Here is a 26,625-nt window from a genome sequence, read left to right as displayed (position 1 = left end):
GTTTTCGTTGGTGCGCCGCTTACTGGCGCACCGGCTTCTTCGCGAGCTTGCGCTGCAGCGTGCGGCGGTGCATGTTCAGCGCACGCGCGGTCGCCGAAATGTTGTTGTTGTTCTCGGCCAGCACGCGCTGGATGTGCTCCCATTCAAGCCGGTCCACCGACAGCACGACCGGGTTCTCCAGCGCCTCGTCGGCCTGCACTTCGGTCGCGTTGGTCTGCAGCGCGGCCAGGATCGACTCGACGTTCGCCGGCTTCGCGAGGTAGTTGTCGGCACCCTCCTTCACGGCCTGCACGGCGGTCGCGATGCTCGCGTAGCCGGTCAGCACCAGAATCCGCGCATCGGGCTGCAGGTCGCACAACGGCGCGATCAGGCTCAGTCCCGAATCCTCGCCGAGATGCAGGTCGACGGTGATGAACTGGAACTTGCCGCCCGCGGCGAGCCGCAGCGCCGCCTCCTTGTCATGCGCCTGCTGGACCGCGTAACCGCGGCGCTCGAGGCCGCGCGCGAGCGTGCCCGCGAACACCTCGTTGTCGTCGATCACCAGGAAATTGTTCTCGCTCATGGGGTTTCTCCGTCTACGTGTTGGTTGAGGCCGCCGGCAGCGCGACGCGCACGACCGGCAGGCGCAGCACGGCCCGCGTGCCGCGCCCGGCCGGCGCGCCAGTTGGGCGGCCGTCCGGCGTGCCGGCTGGCCGGTCGGCTGCATGTGCGCCCGCGCGTTGTCCCGATGCGGCCGCCGCGTGGCCATTCGCCGCACCGCCGGCCCGCCCGTTGCCGCCCGCCGCGCGCGGCGTGACGTCGGACAGTTCGATCTCGCCGCCCAGCCGCGCGGCCGCGCTAAACGCCAGATACAGGCCGACGCCGTGCCCGCCCTGCGTACTGTCGACCGGCATCGCGCCGAGCGATTCGCGCAGCGCGGCCGGAATACCGGGCCCGTCGTCGCATACCTCGAATTCGATTTCGTCGGCCGTGCCGCCATGCGCGACCTTCGCAGCAAGCGTCACGCGCTGCGGGCTCGCGCGCGCGGCGTTGTCGAGCAGGATCGTCAGGATCTGGCCGGCCGCGACCGTATCGTCGAGCGCGACGCCCGCCGGGCGCGCGCCGAGCAGTTCGAACTGCACGTGCGGATGCCGCAGACGCCAGTGCTCGACGAACGTGTCGAGCCAGTCGTCCACCGGCTGGCGGCTCGCCGGCGCGCTCGCGCGGCTGCGCAGGCGCGCGAGCGCCGACGTGCAGAGCGTCATCTGTTCCTCGAGCACCTTCAGGTCGGCCTCGTAGCGCGCCAGCCCCGGATCGGCGCGCGCCGCGTCGCGCAGCTCCTCGGCGAGCATCGCGATCGTCGACAGCGGCGTGCCCATTTCATGCGCGACGGTGGCGGCCTGCACACCGAGCGCAACGGCCCGCTCGTCGCGCAGCAGGTGCTGCTGCGCCTCGCCGAGCGCCGCGTCGCGCTGGCGCAGCGCGTTCGACATGCGCGCGACGAACCACGCGATCAGCCCGACGCTGACCATGAAGTTCGCCCACATGCCGGTACGGTAGTAATCGAACAGGTTCGCCGGGTTGTCCATGTTGAGCGGCACCGAGTCGAAGCCGAGCGCCGCGTAGCAGGCGACCGCGAACGCCGCGAGCCAGATCATCAGGTGCCACGGCAGCACCGCCGCCGCGATCGCGAGCGACGGCAGGTACAGCGACACGAACGGGTTGGTCGTCCCGCCCGACAGGAACAGCAGCGCGGACAGCGCGCCGAGGTCGACCCACAGCTGGCCGAGCAGCTCGAAATTGGTCTCGGGCCGCGCGCGCAGCACGCGCACCCAGGTCAGTGCGTTGAAAACGATTTCGAGCGCGATGACCATCAGCATCGCCGGCAGCGGCAGATGCACGCCAAAATAGGTCTGCACGACGCCGATCGTCACGAGCTGGCCGATGATCGCAAGATTGCGCAGCCAGAACAGGTGACTGAGGTTGACGCGCCCGGTGGTGGTGATTCGTTGCATCCGGGCAGTTTACCCGTTTAGCGCCCGGCGCCTCTAGCGGGGCCGGATCGATGCGCACGAACGGGCGCGGCGCGGCGCCGTCAACCGGCCGCGCCGGCCATGCGCTGTGCGATCTCGTCGGCCAGGCACTCGGGGCATCGGCACCGCGCGCCGGCCGCGGGCGGCGTGCCGCCGGGCGGCACCGGCATCGCCGCGCACCAGCAGTCGAACGGCTGCGTATGCGCGCCGCAGTCGAAGCCGCGCCCGCAGTGCGGGCAGCGCGCACGGCGCGGGGCGGAACGGGCGTCGGCGGCGGAATCGGTCATGGCGCAATCGCGGAAGCGGGCGGGACATCGCCCCACGCGACAAGCATAGCGCGGCGGCTGGATTTTGCACGCCGGTCGCCTGACCGAACGCCATCGGAAACGCACGTTGGCCAGCCCGCCGGCACCGCCCGCGCGGCGCCGCCCGAATCGCGCCGCGCCATAGCCGGCGGGCCGCCGCGTGCGTTGCCGGGCCGCGCCGCCGGTGTTCCGGCCAGCCCAAAAACCCGATGCTGCGCTGCGCCACTCCTGTACAATTCGGCCTGTTTCAACCGTTCCCAGCCAGAGCCGCCGCCATGTCCGAGCCCATCGACCTCTCGCAGATCGCCCCCACGCTGAAAGCAGAAATCCTCGCGGAAGCGCTGCCGTACATCCGCCGTTACCACGGCAAGACCGTGGTCATCAAATACGGCGGCAACGCAATGACGGAAGAGCGGCTCAAGCAGGGCTTCGCGCGCGACGTGATCCTGCTGAAACTGGTCGGCATCAACCCGGTGATCGTCCACGGCGGCGGTCCGCAGATCGATCACGCGCTGAAGAAGATCGGCAAGGCCGGCACCTTCATCCAGGGCATGCGCGTCACCGACGAAGAGACGATGGAAGTCGTCGAATGGGTGCTGGGCGGCGAAGTGCAGCAGGACATCGTGATGCTGATCAACCACTTCGGCGGCCACGCGGTGGGCCTGACGGGCAAGGACGGCGGCCTGATTCACGCACGCAAGCTGCTGATGCCGGACCGCGACAACCCGGGCCAGTACATCGACATCGGCCAGGTCGGCGAGGTCGAGGCGATCAACCCCGCGGTCGTGAAGGCGCTGCAGGACGACGCATTCATCCCGGTGATCTCGCCGATCGGCTTCGGCGAAGATGGCCTGTCGTACAACATCAACGCCGACCTCGTCGCGGGCAAGCTCGCCACGGTGCTGAACGCCGAGAAGCTGCTGATGATGACCAACATCCCGGGCGTGATGGACAAGGACGGCAACCTGCTGACCGACCTGTCCGCACGCGAGATCGACGCGCTGTTCGAAGACGGCACGATCTCGGGCGGCATGCTGCCGAAGATCTCGTCGGCGCTCGACGCCGCGAAGAGCGGCGTGAAGTCGGTGCACATCGTCGACGGCCGGATCGAGCATTCGGTGCTGCTGGAAATCCTGACCGAGCAGCCGTTCGGCACGATGATCCGCTCGCATTGAGACCACGCAGCAAGACCGCCACACCCGACTTGCCGGCCCCGCTGCGGCGCCGGCGCGTGTCGCGCAGCCGGCCCCGCGCCGGCGCGCCGGTGTGGCTGTTCGATCTCGACAATACCCTTCACCACGCATCGCACGCGATCTTTCCCGAGATCAACCGCGCGATGACGCAATACATCATCGATGCACTGCAGGTCGAGCGTGCCGAAGCCGACCGCCTGCGCAACGGCTACACCGAGCGCTACGGCGCCGCGCTGCTCGGCCTCACGCGCCATCACCCGATCGACCCGCACGACTTCCTGCGCGTGGTCCACACGTTTTCCGACCTGCCCGCGATGGTGCGCGCCGAGCGCGGCCTCGCGCGCATCGTCGCCGCGCTGCCGGGCCGCAAGTTCGTGCTGACCAACGCGCCCGCGAACTACGCACGCGCGGTGCTGCGGGAGCTGCGCATCGAGCGGCTGTTCGAGCGCGTGATCGCGATCGAGCACATGCGTGATCGCCGCACGTGGCGCGCGAAGCCCGATCGTGCGATGCTGCGCAGGACTTTGCGCGCCGTGCATGCACGGCTCACGGATGCGATCCTCGTAGAAGACACCCGCAGCCACCTGAAGCGCTACAAGCGCCTCGGCATCGGCACCGTATGGATCACCGGCCACCTGCCGGGCCATCTGCCGAACGTCGGCCGACCGCATTATGTCGACCAGCGCATTCGTTCGTTAAAATCGCTGCGACTGGGCACACGATCGGGGCGACAAAAATGCAGCCGACTTACCCGCAGGACCACGCCGTAAAGGAAGACCAGGCCACACCGTCCCGCCCGCGCCCGAAACCGGGCGAGCGGCGCGTGATGATCCTGCAGACCCTCGCCGCGATGCTCGAGGCGCCCAAGCCCGAGAAAATCACGACCGCCGCGCTCGCAGCCCGGCTCGACGTGTCGGAAGCCGCGCTCTACCGGCATTTCACCAGCAAGGCGAAGATGTACGAAGGGCTGATCGAGTTCATCGAGCAGGCGCTGTTCGGGCTCGTGAACCAGATCGTCGCGAAGGAGCCGAACGGCGTGCAGCAGGCGCGCACGATCGCGCTGACGATGCTCAATTTCGCCGCGAAGAACCCGGGCATGACACGCGTGCTGACCGGCGAGGCGCTGGTCGGCGAGGACGAGCGGCTGACCGAACGCGTAAACCAGCTGCTCGACCGGATCGAGGCGACCGTCAAGCAATGCCTTCGGGTCGCGCGCACGGAAGCCAACGCGCCGCAGGACGGCGCCGCACCGTTCGCGCTACCGGCCGACTACGATCCGGCCGCCCGCGCGAGCCTGCTCGTCTGCTACGTGATCGGCCGATGGCACCGCTTCGCAAAGGGCGGGTTCCAGAAGCCGCCGGGCGAGCAGGCCGATGCGCATTTGCGGTTGATCCTGCAGTAACGCCCGAGGCGCGGACGTGCGCGCTGCGAGCACGCCGTCTGGCGTCGCACTCGCTTGGCGACACGCGTCAATGCCCAGGCGCCGATTCCGCGCTCGCCGTGGCACACGGCATCGCCTCACCTGTCCGCACCCGCGGTACTGACGGCCTGAATCGGCGCGGGGTTCATATCCCGCGCACGCCGTCATTAATTCGCCATCCTCAATATATCCCTGCCTGAATCGGCCGCCGAGGCGAGCCGAATCCATCAGACAGCCTCTCGATCCTTGCGGCGCTCCCGCAACGTCGACGTCCCGGCACGGGTGTGCGGCATGCGAGTCACGGCCCTTGACGATTCTTAAAAGAAATTTAGTACTCGAACTAGATTAAAGCCACTCAACTTAGAAATCGTCCCATTCTTTCGAATGACTTACTTCGGAACAATAGCACCTGTTTCCCGCAGCTGCTGCCGCCCCGCAGCAGCGATGCGCGACAGCGCGATGGAAACGTCCGTGCGTCGTCTTTCGACGCGAGGCCCTTACTAACAGGTACTTAAATGTCCAAAAAAGCACTTTCCATTCTGATGGCGACAGCAGGTCTCCTCGCCGCGGCCTCGTCGGCTCAGGCAGCTGACGGCACGATCACGATCACCGGCGAAATCACCGCCCAGACCTGCAACATCTCGGGCGACGGCGGCGGCAAGGATTTCACCGTCACGCTGCCCAACGTGTCGGCCTCGGCACTCTCGGCGGCCGGCTCGACGGCCGGCCGCAAGCCGTTCCGCATCAACCTGTCGAACTGCTCGCCGAATTCGGGCAACGCATCGGTGTACTTCGAGCCGGGCACGACGGTCAACGCGCAAACGGGTCAGCTGTTCAACGCGACGGGTGACGCGAAGAACGTCGAGGTCGGCCTCCTGAACAAGGACGGCTCGAACATCAAGCTCGGCGCGGCACAAGCGCAGCAGAACTCGCAGACGGTGCCGATCGCAAGCGGCTCGGCGGAGCTCAACTACTACGCGCAATACGTTGCAACCGGCGGCGCGGCCACGGCCGGCACGGTCAATACGTCGGTCATGTATTCGGTCTCGTACCAGTAACGCGGTCTGCCGACCGGCGGCCCGGGCACGCGATGCAGTGGTGCTGCACGGGCCGCGTCCGACCAACAGTGAACTGTCCATCTATAAGGAGAAATCGGCGATGGGAATGCCAATGAACTTGCGTTTGAGCGTGGGCGCAGCAATGCTGATCGCGTCGCTGTCCGGCCTGACCACCGCGGATGCAAGCGTCGTGATCGGCGGAACGCGTGTGATCTATCCGGAAAAGGAGCGCGAGGTCACGGTCAAGATGACCAACGAGGGCGACCGGCCTTCGCTCGTCCAGGCATGGATCGACGACGGCCACGCGAACGCACTGCCCGACGACTCGAAGGTACCGTTTACGCTGACGCCGCCGTTGTTCCGTCTCGATCCGAAGAAAGGCCAGAGCCTGCGGCTGATCTATACGCAGGAACCGCTCGCGCAGAATAAGGAAACGCTGTACTGGCTCAACGTGCTCGACGTCCCACCTCAGGCGACCGGCGATTCGAATGATCCGAACATGCTGCAGCTCGCGTTCCGCACGCGCATCAAGCTGTTCTTCCGCCCGGCGGCACTGCAAGGCGTCGCCGACGAATCCGCGGAAAAGGTCACCTGGAATTTCGCGCCGAAGTCCAGCGGCGGCTATGCGCTGCAAGCGACGAATCCGACGCCCTACCACGTGACATTCACCAAGCTGGTCGTCAAGTCCGGCGGCGCGACCTGGACCGACGACAAGGGCGGCATGGTCAAGCCGGGCGCCACCGAACAATTCGACGTCGGCAACGTGCCGTCACCGTTGGGCGCGCCGATCGAAGTCGACTATACGTTCCTCAACGATTACGGCGCCGCCATCGAAGGCCGTTACGCGCCGAAAAAGGCGCACTGACACAGCCCGACCGTTTCTGACTCAACCCGTCGTTGACCTGCGGTGCGGCCCTCGCACCGGCACAGGTAGACCGTCGCTCGCGTTATGACGATGCGGCATCAACATATTGAATTCATGCGAGCGAATCATCACATTCAACCACTGGAGTCCCCGCGTTTAGCCCTCAAGCCGGGCTATCTGCTCGTCATGGCGACGCTCGGCGGCTGGACGGCCGGTGCATTTGCCGCCGACGCGTCAACCACTCCGGCAGAGCACTTCGATGTCGCGCAGGTTCAGTTCAATGACACGTTGATGATGAAACCGCGCGGCCAGCGGCTCGACCTCGATCGCTTCGCGAAAGGCAACCCGGTTCCGGCCGGCGAGTACCTGGTCGACCTCTACGTGAACGAAACGTGGACCGGCCGCTCGACCGTACGCTTCGATGCACCGGCAGGCGCGGTCAGCGCGACGCCGTGCCTCGATCGCACGGTCGTGAGCCGGCTCGGCCTCGACAGCGAGACGCTGACCGATGCGGCGCGCGCCGAGCTGGCTCGCGTGCAGGCCGGCGAGTGCACGGACGTCGCCAGTCTGGTGGCCGGCGCTACGATTGAATTCGACCTGTCCGAGTTGCGGCTGAACGTGAGCATTCCGCAGGCATCGCTGCTGCGCAATCCACGCGGTTACGTGAGTCCGGAACTGTGGGACAGTGGCGTGCCGAGCATGACGCTCAAGTACGACGCAAACGTGTTCCGGAACATGTCGTCCGGCTATGACAGCACGCAGGCCTATCTCGGGTTGCACGGGGGCGCCAATCTCGGCAACTGGCATTTCCGCCACAACGGGTCCTACAGCGCGCAATCCCAAGGGCCGAGCCGCTACCGGAGCCTCAATACCTACCTGCAGCGCGACCTGCCCGCATGGCGCAGCCAGCTGAAGATCGGTGAGACCTATACCGACGGCACGCTGTTCGAGAGCGTCGGCATGCGCGGCGCCACGCTCGAATCGGACGACCGGATGCTGCCCGATTCGATGCGCGGCTATGCGCCGATGATCCGCGGCGTCGCCACGAGCAATGCGCACGTCGAAGTGTCGCAGAACGGCGCGCTGCTGTACGAAACCAACGTCGCGCCCGGCCCGTTCGAGATCAACGACCTGTACCCGACCGGTTACGGCGGCAACCTGCTCGTCACGGTCACCGAGGCCGACGGCAGGAAGCACAGCTTCACAGTGCCATATGCGGCGGTCGTGCAGTCGCTGCGCCCTGGCATCTCGCGTTTCGGTGTCGCAGTGGGCCAGTTGCGCGAGCCGCTGCTCGAGCGTCACCCGAATTTTGCGCAGGCCACCTATCAGCGCGGCATCAGCAACCTGCTGACCGGCTATGTCGGGGCCATCGTCGCGGAAAACTATCTGGCCGGGCTGGTCGGTGCCGCGTTCAACACGCCGGCCGGCGCTTTCGCGGTCGATGTCACGCAGGCGAGCGCCCGCATCCCGGGCGTGTCGGCCACGAGCGGCCAGAGCGTGCGCGTCAGCTACAGCAAGTCCGTCGAAGCGACGGGCACCAACGTCGCGGTCGCCGCGTACCGTTACTCATCGCGCGGATACTGGGGCATGCGCGATGCGATGCATGCCCGGGAACAAGCGGCGGCAGGCCGGGATCCGGGCGACGTGTACCGGCAGCGCAACCAGGTTCAACTGACGCTGAACCAGACGCTCGGCGAAGGGCGCGGCACGCTGTTCGCGATCGGCTCGTCGTCCAGCTACTGGAATCGGCAAGGCACGACCACGCAGTTCCAGGTCGGCTACAACAACAGCCTGCGGATCGCCGGCCTCAACGTGAGCTACAACCTGTCGGTGTCGAGGCAGCGTGACGGCTATTCGGGCAACCTGAACAATCAGGTCTATGCGAACGTGACCATCCCGCTCGGCCGGCGCTCGTACTCGCCGACGTTGAGCTCGAGTATCGCGCACGACAACCAGGGCGGCACCACCGGCCAGATGTCGCTGACCGGCACGCTCGGCGAATCCGGCGCGCTCACCTACGGCTTGAACACCACCACCGGCGGCGGCACGACGTCGGGCGGCGGCAACGTGCAGTATCGCAGCCCGTTCGCGACTTTCTCGGGCAGCGCGACCGGCGGCAGCGGCTACTCGAGCGTATCCGTCGGCGTATCGGGCGGCGTCGTCGGTCATGCGGGCGGTGTCACGCTGGCCAACGATCTCGGCGATACCGTCGCGATCATCGAGGCCAAGGACGCCGTCGGCGCCCGTATCACCAACGGCACGGACGTTCGGATCGGCCGGCGCGGCTATGCGGTGCTGCCGTATCTGACGCCGTACAAAATGAACTCAATCGAGCTCGACCCGAAGGGCATTCCGCTCGACGTGGAGATGCTGACGACGAGCCAGCAGGTCGCACCGCGCGCGAATTCGGTGGTGAAGCTCAAGTTCGGCACCATCAGCGGACGCGCGGTGCTGCTCGGGATTCATCAGCCGGACGGCACGCCCATTCCGTTTGGCAGCGCGGTGGTCGACGAGGAAGGCAATTCGATCGGCATGGCGGGCCAGGGCGGCACGGTATTCACGCGCGGCCTGAATGATTCGGGTGTGCTGACCGCGAAATGGGGCGACCGCGCCAATCAGGCCTGTTCGTTCTCCTACAGTTTGCCGACGGAGCGGAGCAAACATTCCGCATACGCGCGGATGGACGCGAAATGCGATTACTCGCTGGTCAAGGCCCGGCCGTAAGCCGTTCCACATGCTGCCGACTCCTTCGAACACACAATTTTTTACGGTGAGGTTTCATGAAGTTCACCCCACGCAGATTCGTCATTCATCTTCTCAGGCTGCTCATCGTCTGGTTGATACCGGTGACATGCGGTTTCGGCACTGCGCATGCGCAAGCATGCAAGTTCGACAAGCCCAACCAGGTATCTAGCTGGTACTTCACCTTCGGTAATGGAGGGAAACTCGTCATTCCACCCAATTTGCCGAATGGCGCCGTACTTGGAACCGCCACTACGGAATTTGAGTACGTCTGTGACACCAATCCCCCCCTGCACGGCAAGCCCGGCGGATGGGAGATCCAGTTCGGGCAGTGGTTCTGGCAGACCAAAATGCCGGGTGTCTACAGCATCGGCACTTTTACCGGCTGGGAGCACTATCTATACATCGGCATTCGCACGACGAACCTGGATACGGGTGAAGTCATGATGCTCCCCTCTACTGCTCAGCGGTGGGCGCCACCGTTCGGTGAGACCGGGCCCGTCCGAGGCGTGGTGAGGGTCAAGAAAGAGCTGATCAAAGTGGACGACATGATCTACAACTATCCCAATGCAACGCTATTCTCACCTACTCAATTCGATTCGGAGATACGAATACACAACAGGAATACCAATGCACCTGCGGCGATTTGGAGAAGCTATTGGAAGGAAACCGGGAACATCGCGCTCACCCCGGTCAGCTGTACCGTCCTGACGAAAAACCAGACCGTCCCGCTGCCACCGGTCGCCGCCAGCAAGCTGAATGCGGTCGGCATGACAGCTGGCGATCGCGACTTCGCCATCGGCCTGTCCTGCAAGTCCGGCACGAGCCTCTACGTGACGCTGACGGACCTGACCAATCCGGGAAACATGGGCAATGCCCTCACGCTCACGCCGGACGCCACGGCGAAGGGCGTCAAGCTGCGGATTCTCAGGAACGGCCAACCCGTCAGCTACGGTCCCGATTCGGGCGCGGTCGGCAACCCGAACCAGTGGTACGTCGGATCGTCAGGGTCGGTAAGCAGCATCCCGCTGAGCGCGCAATACATCGCGACCGGAGCCGTATCGGGCGGGACGGTCAAGGGCGCCGCGACGTTCACGTTGAGCTATCAGTGAACGCGTCGCACTCGATCAAAGCAATTCGGCAGTGCGCCGGCCGCAACCCAATTTCAAGCGGTAGGCGCGCTCCATCGGTCACCGTCCGATCGGTGACCAAAACAAGCTTCTGATTAGCAGTCCGACAGGACTTCATCGGAAGGTGCTTATCGGATGAACTCGACATGCCGCACGCACGGCCAATCCCGGCGTGCAGGCGGCACGACGACGGAGTCCGCGTTTTTTCCAACCAGTACTTGAGGAAATTGATATGAAATTCGCTCTCTCCAGCATCGCTGCTCTCACCGTCGCAGCCGCAGCCATGATGCCGGCCGTCTCGCACGCCGCCGACGGCACGATCACCATCAACGGCAAGATCGGTACGCAGACCTGCACGATCGACGGCAACGGCACGGGCGGCAAGGACTTCACGGTCGCGCTGCCGAAGGTGTCGACGTCGTCGCTCGCCAGCGGCGGCTCGACGGCAGGCCGCACGCCGTTCAAGATCGGCCTGAAGAACTGCTCGCCGGCCACCGGCAACGTCTTCACGCATTTCGAGGCAGGCACGACGGTCAACTCGACCACCGGTCAGCTGCTCAACGCATCGGGCACCGCGAAGAACGTCGAAGTCGGCCTGCTCAACGGCGATACGACCAATATCGGCGTCGGCAAGGCCGATGAAAATTCGAAGGCGGTCGCGCTGAAGGACGGCGCTGCAGACCTGCCGTACTACGCCCAGTATGTCGCGACGGGCGGCGCAGCAGGTCAAGGCACGGTGAACACCTCGGTGATGTACTCGATCATGTATCAGTAAAGTCCGAGCGCCGGTGCGCGTCCTGCGCGCCGGCTCGTACCAGGGCGCGGGGGCGCGCGCCCCTTCCCCGACATCCTCGGCGGACCAACGCGCCATCGATCCGCGTGCCGACGGAATTGTCGTTCGAGCAGTCGTCACTGCCTCTCGCCTCTTTCAGGATTCCCTCATCAACCCGGCCGGCAACGCTCACGCCGGGCGGCACGCAATTGGCCAGCGCAGTTCCAGGCCCGCTACACACCACCCACGCCTCCAATCATTCAGGCAACGGGCACCGAAGCACCTTCCCGCCTCACGTGTCCCCCGTGCCGTTCGTCGGTTTCCTCCGAAAATTCGAACTCGTCCAATATCCAAACCTGCTCAACAAAACTACTTTTCACCTGTTCAAGACAAGAAAGGTGATCTGGTGAACCGCAGTTATTTCCTCTCGTCCCGAGCGCGCGTCCGCCTGTACGTCGCACATTCGGCCCTGCTCGCCGGCGCGGCGATGTCGTCGCCGTCAACCGCACAAGTCACGGGCGGCGGCCCGCAGCAAGCCGACGGCATTGAACTCGAAGTCGCGCCGGGTGAATATTCGACGCACGAGGCCGGCAAAGCGGTGCTTTCCGCGATCAACGGCGGCATCCTGACGACCGGCGGCAGGACCCGCGTTTTTTCAACCGGCAACGGCGCGGCGGGCGCCGCCGCATGGGGCAGCGCGTCGCGCGTCGTGCTGCGCGATACGGAAATCCGGACCCGCGGCGGCTCCAGCGCCGGCATCGATCTTCGTAATGGTGCCAACGCGACTGCGGAGCGCATTTCCATCGATACCGACGGCGACTACGCGCATGGCGCGTCCGTCGACGGCACCAACGCGCGCCTCACGCTCTCCGACAGCGTGATCGTGACACGCGGCAAGGAAGCGCATGGCATCACGGCGATCCTGGCGCCGGGCGGCACCATCGAGGTGGCCGACACGCTGGTCCGTACCAGCGGCCTGTTCGGCGTCGGCCTGTCCATCAGTTACGGCGGTGTCCGCGCGACACTGACCCGCACCGATATCCGCACGGACGGCGACTACGCGTCGGTGCTGTACCTGCCGAGCGCCTCCACGGTCGCACTGAACGACTCGCACCTCGAAACCGCCGGCGACTACGCGCTCGGCGTGGACACGCGCGAGGGCAGCGTCGAACTCGCGGGCACGCGCGTCATCACGCACGGCAAGAGCGCGCACGGGCTTTATGCATCGAAGGAATACACCGATACGCCTGTCGTCGATGCAACCGATACGTTGGTGACCACCACCGGCGACCGCGCAATCGGCGTGATCGCCCGCCTCGGCGGCAAGATCTCGATGACGCGCGGCGGCATCACCACGAGCGGCGAACGCGCGCGCGGCGTGATGTCGGCCGGCGCGGACTCCGTCGCGTCGCTCGTCGATACGAGCGTCGAAACGCAGGGCAAGCAAGCCGTTGCGCTTTATTCGAGTTCAGGCGGCACAATCGACCTGGTGCGGACCAGCGCGCGCGCGACCGGCGAAGGCGCCCCCGCAGCGGCCGTCTACGGCGGTACGCTGACGATCGACGACGGTTCGCTGGTCAGCGAACGCCACGGCGCGATCGACGCGTCCGACGCGACCATCGCGCTGAAGAACGGCACGCGCGCCATCGGCGGCAACGGCACACTGCTGTCGGTCCATGCAGAGTCAAGCGCACCCGTGCGCCTCACGCTCGACACCGGCTCCCGTGCCGACGGCGACATCGTCAACCTGCCGACCGACGACGGCAGTGCGACCGATGCCGTGACGAACGTCGCGCTCGCCAATGCATCCGAGTGGACCGGCGCGACCGACGTGGTCCGCACGCTGTCGCTCGACACGAACAGCCGCTGGACCGTCACCGCCGATTCGACGGTCGGCTCCGTCGCCCTGAACGATTCGACGATCGAGTTCGCCGCGCCCGCGGCACGCGGCATGCCGACGCCGCGCACGCTCGTCGTGACGGGCGACTATGCGGCCCGCAACGGCCGGCTCGTCCTCCATACGACGCTGCAGGACGACGCGTCGCCCACCGACCGCCTCATGATCGACGGCGGCCGAGCGTCCGGCGACACCGGTATCGTCGTCAAGCGTTCGGGCGGCGACGGTGCGCCGACGACCATCGGCATCCCGCTCGTCGAAACCCGCAATGGCGGCACGACGGACGTGTCGGCATTCACCCTCGATGCGGGATCCGACGGCTACCGGAATGGCTTCGGCACGTTGTCCGCGGGCGGCTACGACTACATGCTCAAGCGCGGCGGCAACGGCGGGCAGGAAGAAGACTGGTATCTCGTGTCCGCTGCGAAGCCTCAGCCGCCGGTTCCACCCGGCCCCGTCGACCCGGTTCCGCCCGGCCCGGTCGATCCCGAGCCGCCGATCGTGCCGGAAATCACTCCGCCGCCGCGTGCCGCCGCACCGGAGCCCGATGCGTATCTGGCGAATGCCGATGCAGCCTCGATGATGGCCGTCCATACGCTGCATCAGCGTGAAGACGCGTCACTGCGCACGGGCGCGGCCGCGACAGGGCCGCTCGACGGCGCGGTATGGCTGCGCGCCGAAGGCCAGATGACGTCGATGTCGGGCGGCAATCGCAGCGTGTCGGGCAACGGTCGGTTGATTCACGCCGGCGCCGACCTGCTCCGCTTCGAAGACGGTCACGGCGGCAGCGTGCGCGTCGGCGCGATGGGCATGTACGGCAGCCAGACGAACTGGTCGACGCGTCCGCTGTGGAATGCGATCGAGCACCGCGTGATGAACGCCACCGCGCGCGGCAGCGTCTCCGGCTACAACGTCGGCCTGTATGGCACGTGGTACGGCAACCGTGACATCCTGACCGGCCCTTATGTCGACGCATGGTTCATGTATGGCGCCTACGCGAACAGCGTCGGCGGCAGCCTCGCTGCCGACTCGTACCGTTCGCGCACCCTCACGGGCTCGGTCGAAACGGGCTATTCATTGCCCTTCTACGAGCGGGGCGACACACGATTCTTCGTCGAGCCCGAAGCGCAGCTCGTCGTATCCGACTATCGCGCGGATGCACACGGCACGGCCGGCGGCCGCGTCGACGGCCAGGGCTCCACCGACGTGCTCACCCGCCTGGGCGTGCGCGTGCATGGCATCACCGCGATGCCGCATGGACGCGAACTTCGGCCGTTCATCGAGGCAAACTGGTGGCACGGCCCCGGCTCGCGCTCGCTGACGCTCGATCGCAATGCGTTCTCGTTCAGCGTGCCGCGCGACCGGGCTGCCGTCCGGATCGGCGCAACCGGGCAGTTGAGCCGGCAATTCTCGATATCGGCGAGCATCGGCGTGGAAGGCAATCTGTCCGACTACTCGGTGGTAAAGGGACAGTTCTCGGCGAAATACCGCTGGTGAAGTCGTCGGCGGCCAGCGAGGTGTGAAATCCGCGCCCCGCGGAATTCCGCTATACTCCTCCGACTGCCGCCCGCTTGGCGGCAGTCGGAAGCGCGCCGATTTGCTGACTCGATTGCGGGCGCGCGAACCGGCCGGGGCGTTGATGTGTCGATGCGTCGTTCCCCGGCGGTTCACTACAAATGCGGCTAAAGAGGTCGTCAGCCGCGCATCTCCGACTCCGCGCCTCGCCGACACCATTTAGCCGCCCAGTCATAAGGCGGAACGAATGGAATCGATCGGCATCGTCGCTCCACAGACCATGCACTTCGCCGAACCGCTGCGCTTGCAAAGCGGCAGCGTGCTCGGCAACTATCAGCTCGTCGTCGAGACGTACGGCGAGCTCAACGCCGCGCGCTCGAACGCGGTGCTCGTCTGCCACGCGCTCAACGCGTCGCACCACGTCGCCGGCGTCTACGCGGACGATCCGCGCAGCACCGGCTGGTGGGACAACATGGTCGGCCCCGGCAAGCCGCTCGACACCAACCGCTTCTTCGTGATCGGCGTGAACAACCTCGGCTCGTGTTTCGGCTCGACCGGCCCGATGAGCATCGACCCGTCGACCGGCAAGCCCTATGGCGCGAGCTTCCCGGTCGTCACCGTCGAGGACTGGGTGCACGCGCAGGCGCGCGTCGCGGATGCCTTCGGCATCGAGCGCTTCGCCGCGGTGATGGGCGGCAGCCTCGGCGGGATGCAGGCGCTCGCGTGGAGCCTGATGTATCCGGAGCGCGTCGCGCACTGCATCGACATCGCGTCGACGCCGAAGCTGTCCGCGCAGAACATCGCGTTCAACGAGGTCGCGCGCTCGGCGATCCTGTCCGATCCCGACTTCCACGGCGGCGACTACTACGCGCACGGCGTGAAGCCGAAGCGCGGCCTGCGCGTCGCGCGGATGATCGGCCACATCACGTACCTGTCCGACGACGACATGGCCGAGAAATTCGGCCGCGCGCTGCGCCGCGCCGACGGCGCGCTCGACGCGTACAACTTCAGCTTCGACGTCGAATTCGAGGTCGAGTCGTACCTGCGCTACCAGGGCGACAAGTTCGCCGACTACTTCGACGCGAACACCTACCTGCTGATTACGCGCGCGCTCGACTACTTCGACCCGGCGAAGGCGTTCGACGGCAACCTGACGGCCGCGCTCGCGCACACGCAGGCGAAATACCTGATCGCGAGCTTCTCGACCGACTGGCGTTTCGCGCCGGCACGCTCGCGCGAGATCGTGAAGGCGCTGCTCGACAACAAGCGCACGGTCAGCTACGCGGAAATCGATGCGCCGCACGGCCACGACGCGTTCCTGCTCGACGACGCGCGCTATCACAACCTGCTCCGCGCGTATTACGAACGAATTGCCAACGAGGTGGGCGCATGAACCAGCAAGCGCTGAATTCCCTGTCCGCGCGCGCGGACTTCCGCACGATCGCGCGCTGGGTCGAACCGCGCTCGACGGTGCTCGACCTCGGTTGCGGCGACGGCTCGCTGCTCGCGCTGCTGATGGAAGAACTGGACGTGACCGGCTACGGGATCGAGCTGAACGACGCGGGCGTGCTCGCCAGCGCGAAGAACGGCATCAACGTGATCCAGCAGAACCTCGAAGACGGCCTGCGCCTGTTCGAGGACCACAGCTTCGACATCGCGATCCTGTCGCAGACGTTGCAGACGATTCACCAGACGGCTGCGATCCTGCGCGAAACCGCGCGGGTCGGCCGCGAGTGCATCGTGTCGTTCCCGAACTTCGGCTACTGGCCGCACCGGCTGTCGGTGCTGAACGGCCGGATGCCGGTGTCGAAGTCGCTGCCTTACCAGTGGCACAACACGCCCAACGTGCGGGTGCTGACGATCGAGGATTTCGAGGCGCTCGCGCCCGAAGTCGGTGTGACGATCCTCGACCGCGTGGTGCTGCACGAAGGCCAACCGATTCGATGGGGAGCGAACTGGCGTGGTAGTCTTGCTGTCTACCGCGTCAAGCGCAGCTGAGCCGGGGAGCCGTTGACGGACGCCGACGGCCCGCACGCACGTGCGGCCGCGCCGCTGCGCGACCCGCGCCGCCGCCTGTGCTGCCGCCGCCATCAGTCAACGCTACCCAGTTCCAGTCCATGTCGAAAACGCCACACGAGGCGCCCGCACTCACCGCTCACGAGGATCACCCCGGCTGGCGCGCCTATCTGAACACGCACATGCTGATCTGCGTGTTCCTGGGCTTCACGTCGGGTCTGCCCCTCTTCACGCTCGTCTACCTCGTGCAGGCATGGCTGCGCTCCGAGGGCGTGAACCTGAAGGAAATCGGCCTGTTCGCGCTGATCCAGTTCCCGTATACGTGGAAGTTCCTGTGGGCGCCGCTGATGGACCGCTACGTCCCGCGACTACCCGGCTGGCGGCCGGGCCGCCGGCGCGGCTGGCTGCTGCTCACGCAGGTACTGGTCGCGGGTGCGATCGCCGCGCTCGGCTTCGTGTCGCCGCGCGACTCGATCTGGACGGTCGCCGCGCTCACGACGCTCGTCGCGTTCTTCGGCGCGAGCGCCGACATCGTGATCGATGCGTACCGCCGCGAACTGCTGCGCGACACCGAGCAGGGGCTCGGCAACGCGGTACACGTCAACGCGTACAAGCTCGCCGCGCTGATCCCCGGTTCGCTGGCGCTGATCCTGTCCGACCACCTGCCGTGGGACGCCGTGTTCGCGATCACCGGCGCGTTCATGCTGCCGGGCATCCTGATGACGCTCGTCGTGCGCGAGCCCGAAGTGGTCGGCGCACCACCGCGCAACCTGCGCGACGCGATCGTGCTGCCGTTCCGCGAATTCATCCAGCGCGACGGCTGGGCCGGCGCGCTGCTCGTCATCGCATTCATCTTCCTGTTCAAGATCGGCGACACGATGGCCACCACGCTGTCGACGTCGTTCTTCCTCGACATCGGCTTCTCGCGCACCGAGATCGGCATCGTCGCGAAAACCACCGCGCTCGTCGCGAGCGTCGCGGGCGGCATCATCGGCGGCATCTGGCTCGTGAAGATCGGCATCGGCCGCGGGCTGTGGATCTTCGGCGCGCTGCAGATGGTGTCGACGCTCGGCTTCGCGTGGCTCGCGCAGCTCGGCCCGGGCTCGCCGGTGCTCGCGGTGCTGTACGACTTCACGGTCGCGGCCAGCCACGCGCTCGCGTCGTTCATGTCGGTGTTCGGTATCGAGATCACGCCAAGGCTGAGCCCGATGACGGTCGCGCTCGCGATCGTCTACGGCTTCGAGACCTTCACGACCGGCCTGACGATGGCCGCGTTCGTCGCGTATATCGCGAGCACGACCGACCCGCGCTACACGGCCACGCAGTTCGCGCTATTCACGAGCCTCGCGTCGGTGCCGCGCACGCTCGCGTCGGCCGCGAGCGGCTTCGTCGTCGCGAAGATCGGCTGGTACGACTATTTCATCGTGTGTACCGTGCTCGCCATCCCCGGCATGCTGCTGCTGTTCAGGATCGCGCCGTGGAACGGCACCGCGCGCAACGGCGAGGCGAGCCGTGCGCGGTAACCGCCCGCGTCGGCTCGCACACGCGGCGGCGGCGTTGAGCGTCGGCGCCGCGGCGCTGGCCGCGACGCTCGCGCACGCGACCGACACCGGCGCGGCCGCGGCAAGCTCCGCGCCGGCCGCCGCGCAAGCCGCGCCGCCCGCCGCCACCTCTGCCGCGCCCGTCCCGCCGTCCGCCGAAGGCGCGCAGCCGACCGGCGCCGCGGTGCCGGCAAAGGCCTATACGCCGACGCCGACGCAAGTCCGCTACGGCAACGCGATCGCGTTCCGCACGCTGATCCCGTCGCCGCTGCTCGAACAGCTCACCGCGAACGAATACGCGCAGATCGTGCAGACGGCCGCCGACAGCAACCGGCTGCTGCCCGCGAACCAGCCGCGCGTGAAGCGCCTGCGCGCGATCGTCGCGAAGCTCGCGCCGTATTCGGTGAAGTGGAACGACCGCGTGAAAAGCTGGGCGTGGGACGTGAACGTGATCCGCTCGCGCGACATCCGCCTCACCTGCCTGCCGGGCGGCAAGGTGCTCGTGTACGGCGGCATGCTCGACCGCGTGCGCCTGAACGACGACGAGTTCGGCGTGCTGCTCGCGCACGGCATCGCGCACGCGCTGCGCGAACACGCGCGCAGCAACTTCAGCGTGGCCTCGCAGACGTCGCTGCGCGCGGCCGCGCTGCCGCCGCTGTTCGGCGTCGGCGATCCGCTGCCGCAGGCGCTGAACCTCGGCGAGCGCCTGCAGTCGCTCCACTACGATCCGACCGACGAGACCGAGGCCGACGTGATCGGCGGCGACATCGCCGCACGCGCGGGCTTCGATCCGCGCGCGGCGATCACGCTGTGGGACAAACTCGCGGTCGCGACGCGCGCGAACAAGACGTCGGGCTTCATCTACACGCACCCGTACAGCACCGCGCGCCGCCAGGATCTGCTGAACCGGCTGCCGGACCTGATGCCGCTGTACGCGAAGGCGACGGGCAAACGCGTCGAATCGCTGCCCGACTACGCGGGCATCAGCGCGCAGCGGCGCAAGATCGTGCGGCGCTGAGCCGCCGCGCGGCGCCGGACGCTACGCGTCCACGTCGGCCATGGCCGGCCGCACCCCGCTGTCGCGCATCCAGCGCACTTCGTCGCCGGGGCTGCGGCCGAACAGCCGCTTGAACTCGCGGCTGAACTGCGACGCGCTCGCATAGCCGACCCGCGCGGCCGCCGCGCCAGCGCCCACGCCGTCGCGCACCATCATCAGCCGCGCCTGGTGCAGCCGCGCGGTCTTCACGTACTGCATCGGCGACGTCGCCGTCACGTGCTTGAACTGCGCGTGGAACACCGCGAGGCTCATCCCGGCTTCGCGGGCGAGCGTCTCGACGTCGAGATCGGCCTTCAACTCCGCATGGATGCGCCGCAGCGCCTTCGCGATGCGGCCGAAATGATGCTGCTGCACGAGCGCCGCGCGCATCGCGTCGCCCTGCTCGCCGGTCAGCACGCGATACGCGATCTCGCGCATGATCGCCGGCCCCAGCACCCGTGTGTCGTGCGGCGACGCGAGCGCTTCGAGCAGCCGCACGACCGCATCGGCCAGCGGCGCATCGAGCGGCGTCGAATAGACGCCGAGCGGCTCGCTGACCGCCGCGCCGAGCGTCTCGTCGAGCAGGATCGCGAGCTCGGCGATCACCGCGAGATCGACGCGGATCGAGATCGCGAGAAACGGCTCGTCCATGCTCGCGAACGTCTCGCATTCGAACGGCAGCGGCACCGACAGCACCAGATACTGCTGCGCGTCGTAGACGAACGAACGGTCGCCGAGATAGCCGAGCTTGCGCCCCTGGCACACGACGATGATGCTCGGCTCGTACAGCACCGGCATGCGCGGCGCCGGATGGGTCACGCGGATGAAGCGCACGCCGTCGAGCGCCGCGAGCGTGTCGCCCTCGTTCGGCGCGAGGCGCGTGTGCAGCTCGATCATGCGGCGCTGCAGGCGCTCGCCCACGTCGGCCAAAAGGGGTTGGAAGCTCATCGGTACGGCCCTGTCCGGCAAGAGAATCTGGCTCGCAATGTAGCACCTTGAACGCATTTTGACGGCCGTTCGTGGGCAATTCGAGAGGAATAGGCAAATCTTCCAGACCTTCGTGTATTTCGCCGCGGCGCCTCGCTCCTTACGATGACGTCCTGTCTCGCCGCATCGCCACATGATGCGACGGCAGTCTGTTTCACCGGACGTTTTCCGGACAAGGAGCCCATTGCATGAGCACAACCTATGCCTACGCGGCGACCGATGCGCAGTCGCCGCTCGCCCCGTTCGAATTCCAGCGTCGCGCGCTGCGCGACCTCGACGTCCAGATCGACGTCCTCTACTGCGGCGTCTGCCACTCGGACCTTCACCAGGCGCGCAACGAATGGCGCAACACGATCTACCCGGTCGTGCCGGGCCATGAAATCGTCGGCCGCGTGACCGCGACCGGCCCGCAGGTGTCGCGCTTCAAGGTCGGCGAGCTGGTCGGCGTCGGCTGCCTCGTCGATTCGTGCCGCACCTGCGCAAGCTGCGAAGAAGGCCTCGAGCAGTATTGCGAAAACGGCTTCGTCGGCACCTACAACGGCCAGGATCGCGTGACGGGCGACATCACTTACGGCGGCTACTCGACGCAGCTCGTCGTCGACGAAGCATTCGTGCTGCGCGTGCCGGACACGCTCGATCCGGCCGGCGCCGCGCCGCTCCTGTGCGCGGGGATCACGACCTACTCGCCGCTGCGGCAGTGGAACGTCGGCCCCGGCAAGAAGGTCGGCATCGTCGGCCTTGGCGGCCTCGGCCACATGGGCGTGAAGCTGGCGCGCGCGATGGGCGCGCACGTCGTGCTGTTCACGACGTCGCCGTCGAAGATCGAGGACGGCAAGCGGCTCGGCGCGCATGAAGTGGTGATCTCGAAGGACGAAGCGCAGATGAACGCGCACCTGAACAGCTTCGACTTCATCCTGAACACGGTCGCCGCGCAGCACGACCTGAACCCGTTCCTGCACCTGCTGAAGCGCGACGGCACGATGACGCTCGTCGGCGCGCCGGAGCACGATCATCCGTCGCCGCAGGTGTTCAATCTGATCTTCAAGCGCCGCCGCCTCGCGGGCTCGCTGATCGGCGGGATCGCGGAGACGCAGGAAATGCTCGATTTCTGTGCGGAACACGGGATCACGTCGGACATCGAGACGATTCCGATGCAGCAAATCAACGCCGCTTACGAACGGATGCTGAAGAGCGACGTGAAGTACCGGTTCGTCGTGGATATGGCGTCGCTCAAGCAGTAAGCCGCGCCCCAAACGAAACGGGCCGCATGTTCGACATGCGGCCCGTTTTGCATGCGGCGGCTACGCGCACCGCGTAGCGCCGGCCGTCACTTCGTGTAGTCGTAGTCGATCGTCAGCGGCGCGTGGTCGCTGAACTTGATGTCCTTGAAGATCGACGTGCTTTTCGCGGTGCCGGCCACGCCCGGCGTCGCGATCTGGTAATCGATCCGCCACCCGACGTTCTTCGCGTACGCCTGGCCGCGGTTGCTCCACCACGTGTACTGCTCGGGGCGTTGATCGAGCGTGCGGAACACGTCGACGTAGCCGACGTCGTCGAACAGCCTCGTGAGCCACTCGCGCTCTTCCGGCAGGCAGCCGGAGTTCTTCTGGTTGCTCTTCCAGTTCTTGATGTCGATTTCCTTGTGGACGATGTTCACGTCGCCGCACAGAATCACCTCGCGCTTCTTCTTCAGCGCGGCGAGGTGCGGCATGAATTCGGCCATGAAGCGGTACTTGGCCTGCTGGCGTTCTTCGCCGCTCGAGCCGGACGGCACGTACACCGACACGACCGACAGCTTGCCGTAGCGCGCCTCGACGTAGCGCCCTTCGGCATCGAATTCGCTGCTGCCGAAGCCGATGATCACGTCGTCGGGCTCGCGGCGGCTGTACACGCCCGCACCGCTGTAGCCCTTCTTCTCGGCGTGGTGGAAATAGCTCTTGAAGCCGTGCGGCTCGACGAATTCGGCCGGCAGGTCGTCGGCCGACACCTTGATTTCCTGCACGCACACGCAATCGGCATTCTGTTCGCCGAGCCAGTCGAAGAAGCCCTTCTTCGCGGCGGAGCGGATGCCGTTCAGGTTGGCGGTGATCACTCGCATCATGTCGGGTTCCGTTCAGTTCGATGTTTTTACAGGGGGGGCAGCTTAGCGGATCTTCACGCCTTCGAGTTCGGGCTTCGGCGGCGGGAATTCCAGCTTCATGTCGGTCATCGTGCGCAGCAGCAGTTCGGCGATCATCACGTTGCGGTGCGTCTTCGAATTCGCCGGGATCACGTACCACGGCGCATGCTCGGCCGACGTCGCGGCGAGCGCGTCGCGGTACGCGGACTGGTACGCGTCCCAGTGCTTGCGCGCGTCGAGATCCGAGATGTCGAATTTCCAGTGCTTGGTCGGATCGTCGATACGCGCCTGCAGCCGCGCGCGCTGCTCGTCCTTCGAAATGTGCAGGAAGCACTTGACGATGGTCGTGCCGTTCTCGAACAGCATCGTCTCGAAATCGCGGATCTGCCGGTAGCGGCGCTCGCATTCCTTGTCGTCGATCGCACCGAGCACGCGCGGCACCAGCACGTCCTCGTAGTGGCTGCGGTTGAAGATCGCGAGTTCGCCCGCCGCCGGCACCTGCGCATGCACGCGCCACAGGAAGTCGTGCGCGGCCTCGATCGGCGTCGGCGCCTTGAACGGCACGATGCGCAGGCCGAGCGGATCGACCTCGCGGAACACCGCGCGCACGGTGCCGTCCTTGCCGCTCGTGTCCATCCCCTGCAGCACGAGCAGCACGCGCTTCTTCTGCTGCGTGTGCAGGCGCTCCTGCTGGACGTCGAGCTCGGTCGACACGGCCGACAGCCGTTCGCGGTCGGCCTCCTTCGAACCGGACGAAAACGGCTTCGCGGCCGGGTCGAACGCGTCGAGCTTGAATGCGGCGGCTTCCTTGTCGCGCGTGCTGTAGGGCACGCGGAAATCGTCGAGCGACGGTTGTTTCGCCATTCGTTCCTCCGTTGGACGGTGCGATGCATACGATAACGCATCCACCAAACGCGACGGGCCGCCCCGAACTGGTTCGGAGCGGCCCGTCGTCAAGCGCGGTTCAGGCGCGCGCGCATGCTCAGCCGAGCTTCTTCTTCAGCAGTTCGTTGACCTGCTGCGGATTGGCCTTGCCCTTGGTCGCCTTCATCGCCTGGCCGATCAGCGCGTTGAACGCCTTTTCCTTGCCCGCGCGGAATTCCTCGACCGATTTCGCGTTCGCCGCGAGCACTTCGTCGATGATCGCTTCCAGCGCGCCGGTGTCGGAGATCTGCTTCAGGCCCTTCGCGTCGATGATGCGGTCGGCCGCACCTTCGTCGGTCGCCTTCTCGTCCCAGATCGTCGCGAAGATTTCCTTCGCGATCTTGTTCGAGATCGTGCCGTCGGCGATGCGCTGCAGCAACAGCGCGAGTTGCGCGGCCGACACCGGAATCGCGTCGATCTCGATGCCGTCGCGGTTCAGTTGCGACGACACGTCGCCCATCAGCCAGTTCGCGACGATCTTCGCATTCGCCGCGCCGGCCTTCGCGACCACCGATTCGAAGTACGCGGCCATCGCCTTGCTCGACGTCAGCACGCCCGCGTCGTACGCGGACACGCCGTACTCGTCGACGAAGCGCTGCTGCATCGCGGCCGGCAGTTCGGGCATGCCCGACTGCACACGCTCGACCCAGTCCTGGCCGATCACGAGCGGCATCAGGTCGGGGTCCGGGAAGTAGCGGTAATCGTGCGCGTCTTCCTTGCTGCGCATCGACCGCGTCTCGCGCTTGTCCGGATCGTACAGGCGCGTTTCCTGCACGACTTCGCCGCCGTCCTCGATCAGCTCGATCTGGCGACGCACTTCGTAGTTGATCGCTTCCTCGAGGAACCGGAACGAGTTCAGGTTCTTGATTTCCGCGCGCGTGCCGAATTTCTCCTGGCCGACCGGGCGCACCGACACGTTCGCGTCGCAGCGGAACGAGCCTTCCTGCATGTTGCCGTCGCAGATGCCGAGCCACACGACGAGCGCGTGCAGCGCCTTCGCGTACGCAACGGCCTCTGCCGCGCTGCGCATTTCCGGCTCGGTGACGATCTCGAGCAGCGGCGTGCCGGCACGGTTCAGATCGATGCCCGTCATCCCGGCGAAGTCTTCATGCAGCGACTTGCCCGCGTCTTCCTCGAGGTGCGCGCGGGTCAGGTTGACGGTCTTCTCGTACGCGGCCTTGCCGGCCTTTTCGTTGGCCGGCACCTGGATCGTGATCTGGCCGCCCTGCACGACCGGAATCTCGTACTGGCTGATCTGATAGCCCTTCGGCAGATCGGGGTAGAAATAATTCTTGCGCGCGAAGATGCTGCGCGGCGCGATGGTCGAGCCGATCGCGAGGCCGAAGCGGATCGCCCGCTCGACCGCGCCGCGGTTCAGCACCGGCAGCACGCCCGGCAGCGCCAGGTCGACCGGGCACGCCTGCGTGTTCGGCTCCGCGCCGAACTGCGTCGAGGCGCCCGAGAAAATCTTCGAGACGGTCGACAGTTGCGCGTGCGTCTCGAGACCGATAACGACTTCCCATTGAGTCATGCTTACACCCCCGCCGGAACTTGCTTGTGCCAGTCGGTCGCGCGCTGGAACGCATCGGCGACCTGCAGCATCCGGGCTTCGTTGAAATAGTTGCCGATGATCTGCAGGCCGACCGGGCGCTGCGCGTTCGCGCCCGCGCCGAAGCCGCACGGCACGCTCATGCCGGGCAGGCCGGCGAGGCTCACCGACAGCGTGTAGATATCGGCGAGATACATCTGCACCGGATCGTCGCCCTTCGCGCCGAGATCCCATGCGACCGTCGGCGACGCCGGGCCCATGATCACGTCGCAGGACTTGAACGCTTCCTGGAAATCGTTCGCGATGATGCGGCGGATCTTCTGCGCCTGCAGGTAGTACGCGTCGTAGTAGCCGTGCGACAGCACGTACGTGCCGACCAGAATCCGGCGCTTCACCTCGGGCCCGAAGCCTTCGGCGCGCGACTTCTTGTACATGTCGAGCAGGTCGCCGTACTGCGCGGCGCGGTGGCCGAAGCGCACGCCATCGAAACGCGACAGGTTCGACGACGCTTCCGCCGGCGCGATCACGTAGTACACGGGGATCGACAGTTCCGTCTTCGGCAGCGACACCGGCACGAGCGTCGCGCCGAGCGCTTCGTATTGCTTGAGCGCCGCGTCGATCGTCGCGCGCACGTCGTCGGCGAGGCCGGCGCCGAAATACTCGTTCGGCAAGCCGATGCGCAGGCCCGCGAGCGGCTTGCCCGCGTCGTTGCCGGCCGCCCACGGCTGGCCGAGGTGGCGCGTGAAGTCTTCGTCGTCGCGCTCGAGGCTCGTCGAGTCGCGCTCGTCGAAGCCCGCCATCGCGTTCAGCAGCAGCGCGCAATCGGACGCGCTCTGCGCCATCGGGCCACCCTGGTCGAGCGACGACGCGAACGCGATCATCCCGTAGCGCGACACGCGGCCGTAGGTCGGCTTGATGCCCGTCACGCCCGCGAACGACGCGGGCTGGCGGATCGAGCCGCCGGTGTCGGTGCCGGTCGCGGCCGGCGCGAGGCGCGCGGCGACGGCGGCCGAGCTGCCGCCCGAGCTGCCGCCCGGCACCGCGTTCGTGTCCCACGGGTTCTTCACCGCGCCGAACGCCGAATTCTCGTTGGACGAGCCCATCGCGAACTCGTCCATGTTGGTCTTGCCGAGCGTGACCATGCCGGCCGCCTGCAGGCGGGCGACGACGGTCGCGTCGAACGGGCTCTCGTAGTTCGCGAGCATCTTCGAGCCGGCGGTCGAGCGCCAGCCGCGCGTGACGAACACGTCCTTGTGCGCGATCGGCAGGCCGGTCAGCGCGCCGCCCGCACCGCGGGCGAGTTCCGCGTCGGCGGCTTTCGCCTGCGCGAGGGTGAGGTCGGCGTCGACGTGGACGAACGCGTTCAGGTCGCGCGCGGCGTCGATCCGTTTCAGGTAGTGCTGCGCGAGCTCGACGGCCGAGCATTCCTTGGCGGCGAGCGCGGCGCGCAGTTCGGTCAGGCTTTTTGCGTGCATTGAGTGGTTTTCCTGGGAATTCTGGGTGGCGCGCGGCGCTGGACGGCCGGCGCGCTTGTCATCGAATGC

At 66.6% G+C, this 26,625-nt stretch carries 22 protein-coding genes; 14 read left to right on the top strand and 8 right to left on the bottom strand.

Translation table 11 applies throughout. The annotated features are described in order from the left end of the window. Positions 1 to 19: 19 nt before the first annotated feature. The 3 genes from HWX76_RS28630 to HWX76_RS28620 form a co-directional block, all read right to left on the bottom strand. Positions 20 to 562, bottom strand: coding sequence for a response regulator transcription factor (locus tag HWX76_RS28630; protein ID WP_021156278.1), 543 nt, complete (start codon positions 560 to 562; stop codon positions 20 to 22). Between the two features lie 13 nt (positions 563 to 575). Then, complete coding sequence (locus tag HWX76_RS28625; RefSeq protein WP_124631154.1) at positions 576 to 1,994, bottom strand: ATP-binding protein; 1,419 nt, start codon at positions 1,992 to 1,994, stop codon at positions 576 to 578. Between the two features lie 80 nt (positions 1,995 to 2,074). Continuing rightward, complete coding sequence (locus HWX76_RS28620) at positions 2,075 to 2,299, bottom strand: cysteine-rich CWC family protein (RefSeq protein WP_011546466.1); 225 nt, start codon at positions 2,297 to 2,299, stop codon at positions 2,075 to 2,077. A gap of 293 nt (positions 2,300 to 2,592) precedes the next feature. On the opposite strand from HWX76_RS28620, the gene argB reads away from it, so the two are divergent. The 13 genes from argB (at position 2,593) to HWX76_RS28555 (ending at position 19,484) form a co-directional block, all read left to right on the top strand. Beyond that, complete coding sequence (argB, locus tag HWX76_RS28615) at positions 2,593 to 3,492, top strand: acetylglutamate kinase (protein ID WP_006490510.1); 900 nt, start codon at positions 2,593 to 2,595, stop codon at positions 3,490 to 3,492. Further along, the gene (locus HWX76_RS28610; RefSeq protein ID WP_176016703.1) at positions 3,489 to 4,280 is read left to right on the top strand and encodes a pyrimidine 5'-nucleotidase; all 792 of its coding nucleotides are present in this window, start codon (positions 3,489 to 3,491) and stop codon (positions 4,278 to 4,280) included. The genes argB and HWX76_RS28610 overlap by 4 nt, the downstream gene beginning before the upstream one ends. Beyond that, positions 4,247 to 4,912: a nucleoid occlusion factor SlmA gene (gene slmA / locus HWX76_RS28605; RefSeq protein WP_050017929.1), complete on the top strand. Its 666-nt coding sequence runs from the start codon at positions 4,247 to 4,249 to the stop codon at positions 4,910 to 4,912. Before HWX76_RS28610 ends, slmA begins: the two co-directional genes overlap by 34 nt. 533 nt (positions 4,913 to 5,445) lie before the next feature. After that, positions 5,446 to 5,988, top strand: a complete 543-nt coding sequence (locus tag HWX76_RS28600) for a fimbrial protein (RefSeq protein ID WP_050017928.1) — start codon at positions 5,446 to 5,448, stop codon at positions 5,986 to 5,988. After that, positions 5,918 to 6,853 carry a fimbria/pilus periplasmic chaperone gene (locus HWX76_RS28595; RefSeq protein ID WP_235356319.1) on the top strand — a complete coding sequence of 312 codons (936 nt, stop codon included), beginning with the start codon at positions 5,918 to 5,920 and terminating at the stop codon, positions 6,851 to 6,853. Before HWX76_RS28600 ends, HWX76_RS28595 begins: the two co-directional genes overlap by 71 nt. A gap of 114 nt (positions 6,854 to 6,967) precedes the next feature. Then, on the top strand, positions 6,968 to 9,577 hold the full coding sequence (locus HWX76_RS28590) for a fimbria/pilus outer membrane usher protein (protein ID WP_176016702.1): 2,610 nt from the start codon (positions 6,968 to 6,970) through the stop codon (positions 9,575 to 9,577). 56 nt (positions 9,578 to 9,633) lie between these two features. Further along, positions 9,634 to 10,707, top strand: coding sequence for a fimbrial protein (locus tag HWX76_RS28585; RefSeq protein ID WP_176016701.1), 1,074 nt, complete (start codon positions 9,634 to 9,636; stop codon positions 10,705 to 10,707). 250 nt (positions 10,708 to 10,957) lie between these two features. Next, positions 10,958 to 11,500 carry a fimbrial protein gene (locus HWX76_RS28580; RefSeq protein WP_050017925.1) on the top strand — a complete coding sequence of 181 codons (543 nt, stop codon included), beginning with the start codon at positions 10,958 to 10,960 and terminating at the stop codon, positions 11,498 to 11,500. Positions 11,501 to 11,513: 13 nt separating this feature from the next. Continuing rightward, positions 11,514 to 14,891: an autotransporter outer membrane beta-barrel domain-containing protein gene (locus HWX76_RS28575; RefSeq protein WP_244138027.1), complete on the top strand. Its 3,378-nt coding sequence runs from the start codon at positions 11,514 to 11,516 to the stop codon at positions 14,889 to 14,891. A 265-nt stretch (positions 14,892 to 15,156) separates the two neighbouring features. Beyond that, complete coding sequence (locus HWX76_RS28570) at positions 15,157 to 16,302, top strand: homoserine O-acetyltransferase (RefSeq protein WP_176016700.1); 1,146 nt, start codon at positions 15,157 to 15,159, stop codon at positions 16,300 to 16,302. Beyond that, positions 16,299 to 16,907, top strand: a complete 609-nt coding sequence (metW, locus tag HWX76_RS28565; protein ID WP_006755281.1) for a methionine biosynthesis protein MetW — start codon at positions 16,299 to 16,301, stop codon at positions 16,905 to 16,907. Before HWX76_RS28570 ends, metW begins: the two co-directional genes overlap by 4 nt. Before the next feature lie 119 nt (positions 16,908 to 17,026). After that, the gene (locus tag HWX76_RS28560; protein ID WP_050017922.1) at positions 17,027 to 18,448 is read left to right on the top strand and encodes an AmpG family muropeptide MFS transporter; all 1,422 of its coding nucleotides are present in this window, start codon (positions 17,027 to 17,029) and stop codon (positions 18,446 to 18,448) included. Further along, entirely contained in the window at positions 18,438 to 19,484 is a 1,047-nt protein-coding gene (locus HWX76_RS28555; protein ID WP_089488911.1) for a M48 family metallopeptidase, read from the top strand. Before HWX76_RS28560 ends, HWX76_RS28555 begins: the two co-directional genes overlap by 11 nt. Positions 19,485 to 19,505: 21 nt before the next feature. Here the strand turns inward: HWX76_RS28555 and HWX76_RS28550 are convergent, their stop codons facing one another. Further along, positions 19,506 to 20,450: an AraC family transcriptional regulator gene (locus tag HWX76_RS28550; RefSeq protein WP_050017920.1), complete on the bottom strand. Its 945-nt coding sequence runs from the start codon at positions 20,448 to 20,450 to the stop codon at positions 19,506 to 19,508. Between the two features lie 227 nt (positions 20,451 to 20,677). Between HWX76_RS28550 and HWX76_RS28545 the strand changes: the two genes are divergently transcribed. Beyond that, a complete protein-coding gene (locus HWX76_RS28545; RefSeq protein WP_069618219.1) occupies positions 20,678 to 21,730 on the top strand; it encodes an NAD(P)-dependent alcohol dehydrogenase in 1,053 nt (350 codons plus the stop codon). 86 nt (positions 21,731 to 21,816) lie between these two features. Here the strand turns inward: HWX76_RS28545 and HWX76_RS28540 are convergent, their stop codons facing one another. The 4 genes from HWX76_RS28540 to gatA form a co-directional block, all read right to left on the bottom strand. Then, the gene (locus HWX76_RS28540) at positions 21,817 to 22,590 is read right to left on the bottom strand and encodes an exodeoxyribonuclease III (RefSeq protein WP_050017918.1); all 774 of its coding nucleotides are present in this window, start codon (positions 22,588 to 22,590) and stop codon (positions 21,817 to 21,819) included. 42 nt (positions 22,591 to 22,632) lie between these two features. Beyond that, positions 22,633 to 23,472, bottom strand: coding sequence for a polyphosphate kinase 2 family protein (locus HWX76_RS28535; protein WP_050011134.1), 840 nt, complete (start codon positions 23,470 to 23,472; stop codon positions 22,633 to 22,635). 118 nt (positions 23,473 to 23,590) lie between these two features. Further along, entirely contained in the window at positions 23,591 to 25,063 is a 1,473-nt protein-coding gene (gatB, locus tag HWX76_RS28530; protein WP_050011133.1) for an Asp-tRNA(Asn)/Glu-tRNA(Gln) amidotransferase subunit GatB, read from the bottom strand. 2 nt (positions 25,064 to 25,065) lie between these two features. Further along, the gene (gene gatA / locus HWX76_RS28525; RefSeq protein WP_006494379.1) at positions 25,066 to 26,556 is read right to left on the bottom strand and encodes an Asp-tRNA(Asn)/Glu-tRNA(Gln) amidotransferase subunit GatA; all 1,491 of its coding nucleotides are present in this window, start codon (positions 26,554 to 26,556) and stop codon (positions 25,066 to 25,068) included. Positions 26,557 to 26,625 lie beyond the last annotated feature (69 nt).

Origin of the sequence: Burkholderia sp. BCC0398 (assembly GCF_902833245.1) — a bacterium.
GTDB classification, from domain to species: Bacteria; Pseudomonadota; Gammaproteobacteria; order Burkholderiales; family Burkholderiaceae; genus Burkholderia; species Burkholderia sola.
The sequence above is the reverse complement of the archived record's forward strand: the minus strand, read 5'-3'. Positions and strand labels throughout refer to the sequence as shown.